Annotated in this window: 16 protein-coding genes and 1 pseudogene; 10 read left to right on the top strand and 7 right to left on the bottom strand. The window is 59.2% G+C overall.

What is annotated here, in order from left to right; all coding sequences use genetic code 11:
- Positions 1–15 precede the first annotated feature (15 nt).
- From NLM33_RS46995 to NLM33_RS46985, 3 genes are all read left to right on the top strand, one after another.
- Positions 16–1,584 (top strand): hypothetical protein, encoded by a 1,569-nt coding sequence (locus NLM33_RS46995; RefSeq protein WP_254106335.1) that lies wholly within the window; start codon positions 16–18, stop codon positions 1,582–1,584.
- 86 nt (positions 1,585–1,670) lie between these two features.
- Complete coding sequence (locus NLM33_RS46990; RefSeq protein WP_254106333.1) at positions 1,671–2,222, top strand: recombinase family protein; 552 nt, start codon at positions 1,671–1,673, stop codon at positions 2,220–2,222.
- The gene (locus NLM33_RS46985) at positions 2,219–2,644 is read left to right on the top strand and encodes a hypothetical protein (protein WP_254106331.1); all 426 of its coding nucleotides are present in this window, start codon (positions 2,219–2,221) and stop codon (positions 2,642–2,644) included. The genes NLM33_RS46990 and NLM33_RS46985 overlap by 4 nt, the downstream gene beginning before the upstream one ends.
- Here the strand turns inward: NLM33_RS46985 and NLM33_RS46980 are convergent.
- A complete protein-coding gene (locus NLM33_RS46980; protein WP_254106328.1) occupies positions 2,622–2,849 on the bottom strand; it encodes a hypothetical protein in 228 nt (75 codons plus the stop codon). The two genes, NLM33_RS46985 and NLM33_RS46980, sit on opposite strands and share 23 nt — an antisense overlap.
- Positions 2,843–3,037: a hypothetical protein gene (locus NLM33_RS46975; RefSeq protein ID WP_254106326.1), complete on the bottom strand. Its 195-nt coding sequence runs from the start codon at positions 3,035–3,037 to the stop codon at positions 2,843–2,845. Before NLM33_RS46975 ends, NLM33_RS46980 begins: the two co-directional genes overlap by 7 nt.
- A gap of 104 nt (positions 3,038–3,141) precedes the next feature.
- On the opposite strand from NLM33_RS46975, the gene NLM33_RS46970 reads away from it, so the two are divergent.
- Complete coding sequence (locus NLM33_RS46970) at positions 3,142–3,513, top strand: hypothetical protein (RefSeq protein ID WP_254106324.1); 372 nt, start codon at positions 3,142–3,144, stop codon at positions 3,511–3,513.
- A gap of 350 nt (positions 3,514–3,863) precedes the next feature.
- Here the strand turns inward: NLM33_RS46970 and NLM33_RS46965 are convergent, their stop codons facing one another.
- Entirely contained in the window at positions 3,864–4,541 is a 678-nt protein-coding gene (locus tag NLM33_RS46965; RefSeq protein WP_254106322.1) for a hypothetical protein, read from the bottom strand.
- A 200-nt stretch (positions 4,542–4,741) separates the two neighbouring features.
- Between NLM33_RS46965 and NLM33_RS46960 the strand changes: the two genes are divergently transcribed.
- From NLM33_RS46960 to NLM33_RS46950, 4 genes are read left to right on the top strand one after another with little or no spacing between them, the layout of a single operon-like run.
- Positions 4,742–4,969 carry a hypothetical protein gene (locus NLM33_RS46960; protein WP_254106320.1) on the top strand — a complete coding sequence of 76 codons (228 nt, stop codon included), beginning with the start codon at positions 4,742–4,744 and terminating at the stop codon, positions 4,967–4,969.
- On the top strand, positions 4,956–5,255 hold the full coding sequence (locus NLM33_RS46955) for a hypothetical protein (protein ID WP_254106317.1): 300 nt from the start codon (positions 4,956–4,958) through the stop codon (positions 5,253–5,255). The genes NLM33_RS46960 and NLM33_RS46955 overlap by 14 nt, the downstream gene beginning before the upstream one ends.
- Positions 5,252–5,380 (top strand): hypothetical protein, encoded by a 129-nt coding sequence (locus tag NLM33_RS49445; RefSeq protein ID WP_256570627.1) that lies wholly within the window; start codon positions 5,252–5,254, stop codon positions 5,378–5,380. Before NLM33_RS46955 ends, NLM33_RS49445 begins: the two co-directional genes overlap by 4 nt.
- 31 nt (positions 5,381–5,411) lie before the next feature.
- Positions 5,412–6,266 carry a tyrosine-type recombinase/integrase gene (locus NLM33_RS46950; protein ID WP_254106315.1) on the top strand — a complete coding sequence of 285 codons (855 nt, stop codon included), beginning with the start codon at positions 5,412–5,414 and terminating at the stop codon, positions 6,264–6,266.
- Positions 6,267–6,653: 387 nt separating this feature from the next.
- Here NLM33_RS46950 and NLM33_RS46945 read toward each other — a convergent pair whose 3' ends face one another.
- Both NLM33_RS46945 and NLM33_RS46940 read right to left on the bottom strand, forming a co-directional pair.
- Positions 6,654–7,856 (bottom strand): tyrosinase family protein, encoded by a 1,203-nt coding sequence (locus NLM33_RS46945; RefSeq protein ID WP_254106313.1) that lies wholly within the window; start codon positions 7,854–7,856, stop codon positions 6,654–6,656.
- 78 nt (positions 7,857–7,934) lie between these two features.
- Positions 7,935–9,314, bottom strand: a complete 1,380-nt coding sequence (locus tag NLM33_RS46940) for a transposase (protein ID WP_371930185.1) — start codon at positions 9,312–9,314, stop codon at positions 7,935–7,937.
- Between the two features lie 115 nt (positions 9,315–9,429).
- Here NLM33_RS46940 and NLM33_RS46935 point away from each other — a divergent pair, with 115 nt between their 5' ends.
- Positions 9,430–9,714 (top strand): hypothetical protein, encoded by a 285-nt coding sequence (locus NLM33_RS46935; protein WP_254106310.1) that lies wholly within the window; start codon positions 9,430–9,432, stop codon positions 9,712–9,714.
- 44 nt (positions 9,715–9,758) lie between these two features.
- Here the strand turns inward: NLM33_RS46935 and NLM33_RS46930 are convergent.
- A pseudogene (locus NLM33_RS46930) lies at positions 9,759–10,783 on the bottom strand (IS110 family transposase).
- 206 nt (positions 10,784–10,989) lie between these two features.
- Here NLM33_RS46930 and NLM33_RS46925 point away from each other — a divergent pair.
- Positions 10,990–11,469 (top strand): hypothetical protein, encoded by a 480-nt coding sequence (locus NLM33_RS46925; RefSeq protein ID WP_254106308.1) that lies wholly within the window; start codon positions 10,990–10,992, stop codon positions 11,467–11,469.
- A gap of 499 nt (positions 11,470–11,968) precedes the next feature.
- Here NLM33_RS46925 and NLM33_RS46920 read toward each other — a convergent pair whose 3' ends face one another.
- Entirely contained in the window at positions 11,969–12,649 is a 681-nt protein-coding gene (locus NLM33_RS46920; RefSeq protein ID WP_254106567.1) for a response regulator transcription factor, read from the bottom strand.
- Positions 12,650–12,714 lie beyond the last annotated feature (65 nt).

Raw genomic sequence — 12,714 nt, 5'->3', positions numbered from 1 at the left:
TTTTTGGAGACGATAGTGGTTAAAATTGCTGAAACATGCCTGAATGTTCTCTACCAACATGGGTTGTCGTCGGCGCAGTTCCAGTTCTGTTTCGAGAGAGCAAAGCATGATCTCCTGGCCGATGACATGGCCTGCGACGCCATCGTTGCGGAGGTTGTGCAGTCCATGGACGATCACCCGGATGCGGCGACCTTGTTGGGATTGTTGCTGGATGAGGCCCGAATGGGCATCGAGAACGACAGCCCATATGGAAAGGCTTTCCTGGAAAATGCAGAGAAGGCGATCAAGGCTCACATTGCTACCGGTACTGGCGAGCCACTTCACCGTTTGAAAATCGCTGGCTTGTATCAGCGTGCCGGTCTGCCCGTGCCGGACATACTGATGCTCGACCCGGTTGGGGAAAATCCCGCCGACGAGATCCCGATGCCGGATTTTGATGGCGCGCTTGCGGTTTTAGCGGCAGAAGTTGAAGCTGAAAGCGGCGGCGCGTATGAGTTCTTCAGTGGCCTGGATGAAATGTCGGCAGGAATGCCGGAGGAGGTCAAAGCCGCGTTTGTCCATCATCTGTTGAGGCTCGACAATCCCTTTCTGGAGCGCTGTGCGCTCTATTGGCTGGTGTCCGGCGCATCATTGACGCGAGAGGCCGTGGCTGCCGGCCTACGAGAAAGGGTCATGCGCGGGAAGCTGGAGCCTGAAGCTTTATCCTATTTGCCGATCATTCGCGGCTGGTTGCCGGCGAGCGCCGCCCGGGCGGCTATTGATGACATCGGCAAGCTGGCTCGGCGACAAGGTCTTGCCGATGTTTCCAATCAAAACAGGGCGGAGCCGATAGTCAGCGACATCATGGCGACCACTGCCGACGGTGTCGGAGCGCAAGGCCTGACGATTGTCGGAAAACTGCAAGCCCAGACATTTGTCGCGATGATCCTGTTAAAGACCGGATACGGCATCAAAGATGCCTTTGTCATTCGTTGCCGTTCAAAGCGCGAAGCAACCAACATCGTCTCTTATGCCCGCCAGGAAGCAAACAGCGTCCGAATAGATCGAATGACTGCCGAGCTGCTGCTGGAGGCGGCTCTGGCGGATGGGATAGAAAACGGCCATCCACCAGCGCCAGGCTTCATTGACGTCATGGAGGCTTGCAGCTTGAGCCAATTGCGGCCCCAGGAAAGGGATCTGCAGGCTTTGCTGGATCACGTCGATCCGCAAAAGGAAATCCAGAATGCGACAGCGGCACAACTGGATCGGATGCTCCGCAACGAGCCCGCACTGGATGCGCTCGTCCCGTTCACCGACAGCTGGTTTGAAGACACAGGAGAAACACGCAGCATCATCCAAGGATTTCGGTCGGCGCGGACTGTTGAAAAAAGGATCTGGGCCTTTCTCGAAGGTCGGCGAGACATTTGGGCGAGACGATTTCTGCAAACCGCGATCATTCTCAAATCGGCTAAGAAGGAGCGAATGTCAAAAGCACTGGCAGCCGCAGCCTTCGCGCTGATGCACAAGTATCCTCTACAGGACATCCCGCTCATGGAAGATATCGTTATGACCACAGTGGACGCAGGCGGCGGATCTCTGTGGTGAATATTCGTAAACATCGTCAATGAACAGGTCGAGGCTGTGGCTTCCTGTTGGCACACCCAAATTGAGCAGTTTACGTGGTATAGGACATGGCTCGTATCGGATATGCTCGTACATCCACAACAGACCAGAACCTTGCCGCCCAAATCGCCGCCCTCAGGAACGCTGGCTGCGAGGTCATCCGCGAGGAGCAGAAAAGTGGCGCATCGCTCGAAGGCCGGCCGCAACTGACGACCATCCTCGACTTCATTCAAGCTGGCGAAACCCTCATCATCACCCGCATCGACCGATTGGCAAGGTCATTGCGAGATCTTCAGGTGATAGTCGACCGGCTCAAGGCCAAGGGGGCGCATCTGGTGGCCACCGAGCAGCCCGTCGATACCTCCACAGCCGCCGGCAAGGCGTTCTTCGACATGCTCGGGGTCTTCGCGGAGTTCGAAACCAACCTGCGGCGCGAACGGCAGGCTGAAGGCATCGCCGCCGCCAGGAAACGTGGCATCTACAAGGGGCGCCCACCGAGGATTGATCGCGCAGAAATCCTGCTTCGCCTGCAACAGGGTCAAGGACCCAGCAAGATCGCCCGCGATCTCGGTATATCGCGCGGCACAGTCTATCAGGTGCGCAAAGGTGTTTCCGGATGAGCAAGCCAAACCGCATCACCCGTTTGACATCCACCACCTGCGAGCAAATCCAGGCCCGTATGCTTGAGGCTTGCAGACAGATCGCCTCAGATCACGGACTGGTCATCGAAAGCGCCGGGTGGCGCGGACTGGAGCCTGGCTTCTCGTTCGAACCTGCATTCCGCATCAGCATTCCCGCGCCAGACGGTAAGCCTCTCAATCTGGATAAGGAGATGTTCGCCCTGCTGGCCGAACAATACGGCCTGGAGGCTGCTGACTTCGAACGCGAGTTTATCGCTGGCGGCGAGCGCTTCCGGATCACCGGCATTGATCCGCGACGGCCTAAATACCCTATCTCCGTAGAGCGTATTCCCGACCGCCGCGGCTTCAAGTTCACCGCTGACAATGTGGCCATGCTGCTCAAAGCACAGGCCAAACTCTGACGTTCACCAATCGTTCTTCAACTTGGCCAAAATCCCAGCTTCGAGCCGACAGGGCCAAATCAGTCAGATGCGGACGATGGGGAAAATAGTCGTCGAGCGGTTCGCGCGGGATTTCGTAGATGACCCGGCGATCGCCGAAGTACCCGCCGACCACGACCCGGTAGCCCTGCGGCTTGTCCACCGCGATGTCGGTCAGCTTCACCATAGTTTATTTGTTTCCTTTGGAGGGTCTAGCCCGTTCAGAGCGCGAATAGAGATGTAGACTGCCTGCAAATACTCCTCTCGCGTGGCCTTCGATTTGCCCTCCAAGTTGTACAGTATCTCCCGTGCCATATGCTCAGCGACTTCGTATTTCGACCTACCACCTAGCTCCACGCTGACTTTATCAGCCATCGGTATCTCCAAGTTGATGGGATGACGGTTGTCAACCTAAGTGAGTCGTGTCTGAGTCGCCATCCGGGGAGTTGCGGCAAAACGTAGCTCATACGGAGGTAATGATGCAGATCGTCTTGGGACTGCTCGGGGGTCTTGGAATTGGCTCGCTGTTGGCTTCTCTTGTCACACATTGGATAACGCGGCGCGCCTCAATCCAAGATCGATGGTATCAGGAGCAGCGCGAAGCCTACCTCGGCTTGCTGCAAGCGATACATGATGCTGCCGTCGCGCCCTCTGACGAAAAGGCCAAAGCCTATGCGCTTTGGCAGACTCGATGCGATCTTTTTGGTTCCCCCGACGTGGCGCGCTGCGCCCGACGAATCGTGGAAACAAATGACGGTCCTCGCTCTGAAAGGGACGCGGCATTCCGAGAGTTGCTTGCGGCGATGCGCGCCGACCTCGGAGGGAAGAATCCAAGCGGCGGGGACAACTAAATGCCGCGCGCCTTGCCGATCGCGCAGACCTGATCGGGATCGGCTTATGCGATTTTCCTTTTTGGCGGCTTCGAACTCCGTCTTGTCGGTTTACTAGCGCTAGTAAACCGATTCTGATTATCCGTATAAATAAGTTGCACCGATCGCCGCGTAGCCCCGCCACGCCCCAGCGCGGCCCCTCGATCCCATCACGGTTATCGCCTATCTACTTCTGTGGGCGTGCGCGATCGTTATCGTCATGCAACTGACGTGAAGCCTCCCAACCTGTGGCCCCCGCGCGGCGCTGGTATGTACCGTGGTACATGCCTAGTTCGGATTTCCCGAGAGCGCGTACCGTGGTACACACTCGTTCACTTGGCCTTGCGCTTCGCGGCGGCCGCACGTGCCCTGTCACTGCGCTCTTGGCGCTTTCGCTCGACATCGGCCATCGTCTGGACCTTGTCGTCGGCAATGACGATGCTCATCCACTTGCGCTTGCCATCCTTGGGCACGTCGAGCTTCTTGAAGGCTTCGAACGCGTCCCGGGTCAGTCCTGTCGGTCCCTTGGGGCCGTGCAGATCACCAAGCACCATGCGGAAGGTGCGGCGCGAGATGCCGCGCTCGATATTGGCTTGCTGCGCGACGTGCGGCAGCATGGCATCGACGATTTTATCCCGCACCTCATTGGTGAGGCTTCTGCCGGTCAACAATTGCTTGATGTCATTCTCGATGCGCACGCGTGGGCGGCCGCCCCACTTGGCGCGTTCGCGCTTCTCGGCCTCGAAGTCGGCGCGCATGCGGGCTGCTACGTCGTCTCGGCTGGCGGCGGCCGGTGCTGCGGGCTTGGGCCGGGACGCGCCGTGCGCGGCGGCCTTGAGCGCGGCGTTCTCAACCGTCAGCCGGGCGATCTCGGCGCGCAGCCGGGCGATCTCGGCCTGCGCGTCGCTGCTCGCCGGCTTGGCGGCGGCCGGCTCGGCGTGCCGCTTACGCCAGAGCGCGATGCGCTCGGCGCCGCTTATCGCGGAATCTCCGATCGGGTGGCGTCCCATGAGGCTTCTCCAATTCGTTACAGGGTCATTGCCCCACCCCGCCAATGGCGCCGTCCTGCCCCAGAAACCGGGCCGGACGAAAAATCCCCAAATTGGGTCAGGATGCTTGTCTTGACCTCGACACCCTTCCTTGCACATTAGGGCATCCAGTATGTATGACTTATATAATAAGTAAGTAAACAGTGGAGGAGAAACACAAAATGACAGTTTATGAAGGACCGGCGCGCATCACGATCCGGCGGCTCAACCGCTACACCGCGCGCCTCGCCCTGCCGCCGGACTACCTGCGGCAGCACGGCTTTGACGATGGCGACATTGTGCGCTGGCTTCCGCAGGACGATGGCTCCGTGCGGCTGGAATTCGAGAAAGCGGACGCTTGTCCCGAGAGACCGATGCGGCGCAAGGGAGGAAAGCGTGCCAAACGATAAATCGAATGATGCATGGGCCGCCATGTGCGAGTTCGCCGCGCGCGGTGGCCCCGAGATTGATCCGCGCGCGTTCGATGAGCCGTGGGACGTTCGCACGGTCAAGCCGCAGCCGAAGCCGCAATCTGAATCGAGACGCCGCCGCAAGGTGACATTGCAACGCGCGATGAAGCAGGCCAGCAAGGCCGGGGTCGCTGTTGCCCATGCGACCATCACGCCCGAAGGCGTCAAGCTCGACCTTAGCGGCGAGGGCGAGGGCGAACCCAACCCGTGGGATCAGGTCCAATGAAACGGCGCTATCCGAAATATTGCCGATCCTTCATCGATCGCCACGGCCACCCGCGCCACTACTACCATCGCGGCGGCAAGAACATTCCGCTCCCCGGCCTGCCGTGGTCCCCGGAATTCATGTGAAGCTGCGGCGAACAGCGGCCACGTCGCTCCGGTGACCAAGGCCAAACCCGGATCGCTCGATGCGGCTGTGAAGAACTATCTCGCGTCGGATCGCTTTGCTGATGGTATCGCGGACTCCACCCGCAACACGCGCCGACGCATCTTGACGAAATTCGCCAAAGAGCACGGCGATAAGCCTGTGGCGCTGATGCACGCGCAGGCGCTCGAAAACATCGTCCGCAAGATGACCCCGGCCGTGCAACGCGGCTTCAAGAAGGCGCTGCGCGGCTTTGTCGATGACTGTCTGGCGCGTGGGGTGATGAAGACCGATCCGCTGCAAGGGGTAAAGCTCGCCAAGCTCAAGAGCACCGGCCATCATACGTGGAGCGAAGACGAGATTGCCGCCTATGAGGCCCGGCACCCGCGCGGCACCAAGGCACGGCTCGCGCTGGAACTGTTGCTGCAAACCGGCGTTGCAAAATGCGACATGGTGCGGATGGGGCGGCAGCATGTGAAGGCGGGCTTACTCTCGATGCGCCGGCAGAAGACCGGCGTTCCGTTCGACATTCCGCTGTTGCCCTCATTGGTCACCGAGCTTGAATTGCACCCGAAAGACCGGATGACGTTCCTGATGACCGAACTAGGCGCGCCGTTCACGGCCAACGGGTTCGGCAACTGGTTCCGCGAGCGCTGCAATGAGGCCAATTTGCCGGGTTGTGCGGCACACGGGCTACGCAAGGCATCTGCCGTCCGGCATGCGTTGAACGGAGCCACGGCCCCCGAGCTGATGGCGTGGCATGGATGGAAGACACTGGCCGAGGCGCAGCGCTATGTTGAGGAGGCGAACCGGATTCGACTGGCGCAAGCCGCCGCCGCCAAGATGGTGACCTTACCGAACAAGGGGTGATCAAAAATCTGCAACCCTTTGGGACCCGATTTGCAGGTTTTGGAGAAAATCCAATGAAGTCAAAGGTCGAAACAGTACGTAGATACGGGTGGCGCTCCCTAGCGGGGAATCGAACCCCTGTTTCAGCCTTGAGAGGGTAAAGTCGATCCGCTTAATGATCATGGTGGGGAAAGTCCCGCGATGCAGACCTTACAGATGTCAAGCCTGGCTCAACTGCATGAGCGGGCGCTACTGCACCAGTTTCGCACCCGGATCCAGCCGAAGCGCAACGAACGCGATCAGATTCAAACAAAAACTCAGCAAAATCAACGAAGCCATTCGCTATCCCGCCGCTCAAAGCGGGCTGGATGAAAATCGAGCGAGCACACGAAGCGCTCGTACTGACGATCAGCGATCGTGCAACTCGATTCCTCCCGCAATAGCAGGCGCAGCATCGGCGGCAGGCTGTCCAACAGGAACCAACGTAACCGACGTCTCTTCCTGCAGCCGGCCACGCAACTTTTGCACGACAGCGGAAACCTCAAACTCCACAGTTTTTCCTCCGTGCATGCTGTGGCCTTGGTCGCTCGAGGCTCCGAAGAAGTTCAGAAGCCCGACGTAGTGATCATCCGCAGCGGCTGGGGAGGCTCCAGCTGGAAGGTCAAGGTAGACTTCGTAAGTCGTACGAGGATCTGCACTCGCCTGAACACCGTTGAGAACAAGGACCAACCGTCGCCCGCCCCTGATTTCGAATCTCGGCGCGATATTGATAAGGCGATTTTGGGGTTCGGCAGGTTCGAGTTTGACTGTCTGAGCCGTTTGCCCGAGCGCAATCGGCCCCGAAACTACACCGGCTCTGTTTCCGGGCGCGGTACCGGGGCGAACTGAACGGAGTAGCAATCGATCCTGCCCTCTGGAGCTTTCCGCAACTAGGGTTTTCTTGGGCAGTTCATCGTACCGGTACGGAAGCTTCGCCGAATTGGATATCTGATCAATCGCGAGCTCGACTCGCTTTCCAGTTCCAGAAACATACACGAATTTTGTGTCCGACCAGTTTCGGCCATTCGTCTGAGTTGGATTCTTGTGCCCCTGCTCGTTCCACGCCATCCAAATTCTATCGATGTTGCAATGATGGAGCCAGAATATCGGATCACCCGCGGCGGTCGGCACGTTGCCCATGTTCGACGCATCGCCCGTGTAGACATGCACGTTACCATGTAGAGCGGAATCGAGCTGCCCACAGAACACGCTATAGTCGCCCCCCGTCATGTCCGGCAAAACAAGAAAATTCCTGACGCCTGGGAAGTTCTTGTTGAGAGGCTCGCCATCATTGACATTGGCGGCGCGCAATTGACCTCCAGCCACGTTGCGGTTTGCAACGAACAAAGGCGAAAACGTGGGGTCATCTTTGTTCTTCGCCTGGAACGCTTCTGGGATCGCATAAGACGCTGGCGAAGTGTAATCCCAATACGGCAACGTGAACTCAGGATGGTTCGTTATGGTCGCAATGATTTGCTCAAACTGGGCGACATAAAGCCGATGCCAGGGAAGAAAATAGTCTTCCGGCTGCCCGAGATGCGATTGACATGTGAACCAAGTATCGCTGGCCAAGTCCCGACCGGGGCTCGCATTCTCGCCAAATACCTCACTTAGCAGTTGTGTCTTGGCCTTAGCTCGACTTTGGCCGATTTATGCGGCGTAGGCGAGCGCGTTCTCCATCCGGTGCCAGATATGGCGCGGAATTTCTATGCTGTCACGGCGCGGCCGGGACATGAAAGAAATCTGATGAGCCCATATTTGGCGTCGAACGGCGGCGATCGCATCGCTAAAGGTCAGGGTGGCTTTTGGATACCAAGCTGCGGTTCTGGGCTTCAGCTTTCGTGCCTTGGCGAGGTCGTGGGTCCATAGAGTGATGATGGAGTAGAGGCCGAGCAAAATCGGGGTGGAGCGCAGAATGGCTTTGTCCGACCACTGGCGCTGGGTCTCGACACCGAGGTGAGCGCGAACTTCCTCGAAGGTGACTTCGACCTGCCAGCGACTGACGAACCAAGCGAGGATGTCGCGGGGATGAGCGTTGAGATCGGTCGCCAGGAAAGCCTGTGGGTCGAGTTCGCCGGTTGGGTCGCGGACGAGCAGCCAGCGGATCGGCACCGGCGGAACACCGCCGCGATACCACAGCGCAGTGCCGGTTGCGATCTCGACGGTGCGATTGGTTCGGCCGTACCAGAGACTGACCCGATAACGCGTCCAGGACACGTTGCGATCCTTGAGGATGGCAGAGAGTTTTTTGTGGGGCTTGCCTCGAATTGGAGGGCGGCCACGAGCTTTGCGCTTTGGTCGGGGAAATTCGAACAGGTTGGCATCGAGGCGCAGGCGGGTGACAATGCAGACATGCTTGCGGACAGCGGCAAGGAACTCGATGGCGGCAAAGGCGCTGTCGGCGACCAGTACGATATATCGATCGGGCAGCCAACGATGGATTTGCCAAGCAGCCTGGCGGGCCCAATCGAGCGGCGTCTTGGGCGAGCGCGACTTGCCGTCATAGAAGCGTTTGGAGGGGGCGAGCAGTGTGAGGAAGGGCAGCGCCATGATGCGATCGGCCCACGGCACGCGCACCAGCAACATGGCGGAAAGCCAGCGCAGACCGCTGGCTTTGACGAAGTGCCCCTTGGAGGAGCGCACCGGGTCGCGATAGATGCCGCGGGCGCTGATCTTGGGTCCCCAGCGCCGCTCGATGGTGTCATCGAGCCCGATCACCACTGGCTCGCCGTCTGCCACGAAGACCTTGATCAGCAGGAGCAGCAGGCGGCCTGCCGCGGCCCGCGACGACCACGCCGCCCGGTTGAGGACGCGATGGAAAGTACAGAAATCGGGATCGCGCTCTCGCCCGAGGATGCGCAGCGCCGCCGTGACAGTGCGCCGGCTGGGCGCCAGGATAACGCCGGCGAGCAGCATCAGAACATTCGGCCAGGTAGGACGCGTGAACAGATCGGTGAAGACTGCAAGCCGGGCCGCAAAACGCGGCGGCAGCGGATCGCAAGAGCGGGGAAGAAGACGGGCGTGTTGCATCCCATCGGTAGAATCAGCATGTTGAATCGCAGCAACCTCGTCCAGCTGCGACAAATTGAATCGGCAAACCGATCCACTCTGGCCCGCGCGGCACCGATCGAGCACATTGAGCGCTATGGCAAAATCCGACCCAACGCTTGCCCAGATTGCTGCTCAGTTCACGCATCACGACATAGAAAAGAGCCGTAGCGGTTATTTAGTTATCAACCGTCGGACTTCAAATCCGGTCGCACGGCTGCGCCCCATTCCAGATACCGATCGCTTCGAGCTCTTCTACTGGTCGAACGTGAAGGGGCGCTGGACAACCTTTGGCAATATGGGGCGCATGAAACTCATGCTCACGAGCGCTCATGAAATCGTCGAGAACGATCCCATGTTCAGGGGTCCGCGTACCCCATGAACGAGTTCAAAATTGGCCAAAGTCAAGCTGAGCGCTATCGGGATTTATGCGGGGGCTCCGGCCTTCGGATTGAAGAGCTCGCCGGTCTTAAGCATCGTATGCATTATAACCGCCAGTTTGCGCGCCACAGCCAGGGCAGCTCTTTTGAAGCCGAGCCTCTCCCGGAGCTGCAGACCCCACGTGCGCAGAGTGCTGTCGGTTGAGCTGCGCGTCAAAATGACCGTCGCCGCTTCGTAGAGAAGCCCTCGCAAATGGCGATCGCCACGCCGGGATATATGACCGTCATAATCGACTTCTCCGGATTGGTAGCGGCGCGTCGTCAGGCCGATCCATGCGCCGACAGATCGGGATTTCTTAAAGTTGTCCGGCTCCTCAATGGCCGTGGCAAAGGCAGTTGCGGTGATCACACCGATGCCGGGAATGGACATAAGGATGGGGCAAGCCTGGCTCTGTCGCGCGTCGTGGACCAACTGGCGTCCGAGTTCGGCCGCGCGGATGCGAATGCCACGCCAAGCTTCCAACAGCGGAAGCACAATCGATGCAAGTCCGTCTTGATCGGCAAGAAGGCTCTGGACGTTCTTCTCGAAGCTGCTTCCCTTTCCGGCTGGAACGACGAGACCGAAGGTTTTCATGACCCCGCGGATCTGGTTGGAAAGCTCGGTGGCGATTCGGACAAGCCGCGTGCGCGCCGCCACAAGCGTGCGGGTCAGCATGCTATCGAATCCCTTCACGCGGACCTCGCGAAGAAACGGACTTCCGCCAGCTGCGCCAGACCATCGGCATCGTTCGCGTCCGTCTTGTTCGCCGCCATATCGAGCGCCGCTTTAGCATGGCGCGCATCGATGCAGATCGCCGGCAATCCTTCAGTGCGCAGAGAATGATAGAACCATACCGACAGCGGTCCGGTCTCGAACACCACTCGTTTCGCGGCCGACGCCCGCTTGCGGATGAGTTCGGCGATGATACTGGGATCCGATGCGCACTTACCGCGCCAGATCCGTTCACCTGCTCGACGGATTGAGACTGCCGTCTCTTTCATCGACACGTCGAGACCGATATACTCATCCATGGCTGTTCTCCATTCGATGCTTGGGCCCGGCGTCCAGTCGTGAGCCCGTATTTCCATCCTATCGGGGAACAGTCGCCCTCCAAAACTCGTGATTGGCTTTAGGGCAGCTCGCTCCCGCGATTACCCCATGTGGACGCCCCCTCACTGCGTCGTCATTCTAATGGGCTCCCGATTGACCTCCCGTCTCCATAGCCAGGATGCGCGCCTTGTTCTCGCCGGCGACGCGGGCTCAGTTGGAATTGGGTTGCGAGGTCGCCTTGCAACTAAAAGGCAAGCCGCTTGCCGAAATCGCTAATGTCATGGAGGACTGCCTGCAAGCCCGCGACGAATGGCTCGAACTCAGCCGTTCCGCCGTAGTTAACGCTGATGCTGGAGAACCTAGTCACGTGGACGAGTCCGTGGTGGCGGTACGCAAGGCCTTCGACGCCGCGCGCCTCGCCCGCTTCGACGTCGCGGAAAAGGAGGTGCAGGCCGTGGTCGACAAGACAAAGGATAGGATGGCGCGGGGATACCTGCTCCAGCAGCGCGCCGAATACCTTCAGCACTTGGACCCGGTGAAGGCCCAGGAAACACAGTTGGCTGCCGTCAGTCCAACATGGCGATGGTCCATCCGATCAAAGGCGTTGGTTATCGCAAACTTGATGTCCCAAAGGACGGGCAGGCTGCAACGGCAGTCTCCTTCATGAAGCAGCAGTTTCTCGAGAAGAACGAACTCGTTCTGTGGGTCAACGCGCTGACTGAAGCGTTCGCATGGGGCGAGGAGAACAGCGGCAGGTTCGAGACGGCAGTGCGCGACTTGGGCTTGTTCTTGGGTTTCGGGTCGCAGCAACCGAAGAAAGAAATTGGCCGGGGGCCCGACAACTTGTGGGCAGTTGGAGCGCTCCGGTATTTCGTCATTGAGTGCAAGAGCGGAGCCACACAAGCTCCCGCGATTAACAAGCATGACTGCAATCAACTAGGCGGGTCGATGAACTGGTTCTCGGCGCAGTACGACCAGACCTGCACGGCGACGCGCAGATCATCAGCAATGGACCGAACGGCCCCACGCGCGGCGACTTCGCGGCGACAAGATTGCTCAAGCAGATGCGCCGGTTGCACGCGTCAGACTATCATCCCTACCTGGTCGCCGCGATCAATGAGGCGTGCAAGCGATGCGAGAACGCGTAAGTGAGTAAAACAAGGAGCTTAAAATCCTCGCGAAACGGCGGGTCCGTTCGGCGCGACCACGCGTTGGCGTGTCGTCGCAAAGTCCGGCCTGATGTTGTCGACGAGCCTTACTACCTCGACGGGCGAACGCAGCTGCAGCTTCTGCATCATACGCGCGCGACGCACCTTCACCGTCGTCTCGCTGACATTAAGCCTGGCCGCGATCTGCTTGGCGACCAGCCCATCCGCTATCAGCAGCAATATGTCGCGCTCACGCACTGTCAGCTTCTCAAAGCGCCGCCGTTCTTCTTGCACGACGAGCTCGCGCTCCATGCGCCTGCGGTCGCGCTCCAAGCCGAGCCGAATCGCGTCAAGAAGCTCCTGCTCGCGAAACGGCTTGGGCAGAAATTCCACCGCGCCGCGCTTCATCGCCTCCACCGAAACCCGGATGTCGGAGTAGCCGCTGATGAACACGATCGGAACTAAGACTCCCGAATTGGCCAACGCTTGCTGCAAATCGAGGCCCGTCGGCGATGTGCCGGGAAAGCGAACGTCGAGCACCAGGCATGAGGGACCATCGGAGAGTTGCTCCGCCAAGAACTTGTCTGTCGAGCCGAAAAGCTTTGCCTCAAATCCGGCGTCATGGCAAAGATCTCGAAGCAATGTTCTAATTTGCTCATCGTCATCAATCACATAAATCGTTGGCGGACTTGTCCTCATGGCTCCCCTCCAACTAAAAGGCCGACAAGGTACCGCTGGCAACGCAAACCGACGACGACACTTCC

Origin of the sequence: Bradyrhizobium sp. CCGUVB1N3 (genome assembly GCF_024199925.1) — a bacterium.
Classification (GTDB): Bacteria; Pseudomonadota; Alphaproteobacteria; order Rhizobiales; family Xanthobacteraceae; genus Bradyrhizobium.
This window is presented reverse-complemented; position numbering and strand designations above follow the sequence as displayed.

Bases quoted from the DNA above. Each gene is read 5' to 3' on its own strand.
- NLM33_RS46990 (WP_254106333.1), top strand. From the start codon at position 1,671: ATGGCTCGTATCGGATATGCTCGTACATCCACAACAGACCAGAACCTT.
- NLM33_RS46985 (WP_254106331.1), top strand. From the start codon at position 2,219: ATGAGCAAGCCAAACCGCATCACCCGTTTGACATCCACCACCTGCGAG.
- NLM33_RS46980 (WP_254106328.1), bottom strand. From the start codon at position 2,849: ATGGTGAAGCTGACCGACATCGCGGTGGACAAGCCGCAGGGCTACCGG.
- NLM33_RS46975 (WP_254106326.1), bottom strand. From the start codon at position 3,037: ATGGCTGATAAAGTCAGCGTGGAGCTAGGTGGTAGGTCGAAATACGAA.
- NLM33_RS46970 (WP_254106324.1), top strand. From the start codon at position 3,142: ATGCAGATCGTCTTGGGACTGCTCGGGGGTCTTGGAATTGGCTCGCTG.
- NLM33_RS46965 (WP_254106322.1), bottom strand. From the start codon at position 4,541: ATGGGACGCCACCCGATCGGAGATTCCGCGATAAGCGGCGCCGAGCGC.
- NLM33_RS46960 (WP_254106320.1), top strand. From the start codon at position 4,742: ATGACAGTTTATGAAGGACCGGCGCGCATCACGATCCGGCGGCTCAAC.
- NLM33_RS49445 (WP_256570627.1), top strand. From the start codon at position 5,252: ATGAAACGGCGCTATCCGAAATATTGCCGATCCTTCATCGATCGCCAC.
- NLM33_RS46940 (WP_371930185.1), bottom strand. From the start codon at position 9,314: ATGCAACACGCCCGTCTTCTTCCCCGCTCTTGCGATCCGCTGCCGCCG.
- NLM33_RS46935 (WP_254106310.1), top strand. From the start codon at position 9,430: ATGGCAAAATCCGACCCAACGCTTGCCCAGATTGCTGCTCAGTTCACG.
- NLM33_RS46920 (WP_254106567.1), bottom strand. From the start codon at position 12,649: ATGAGGACAAGTCCGCCAACGATTTATGTGATTGATGACGATGAGCAA.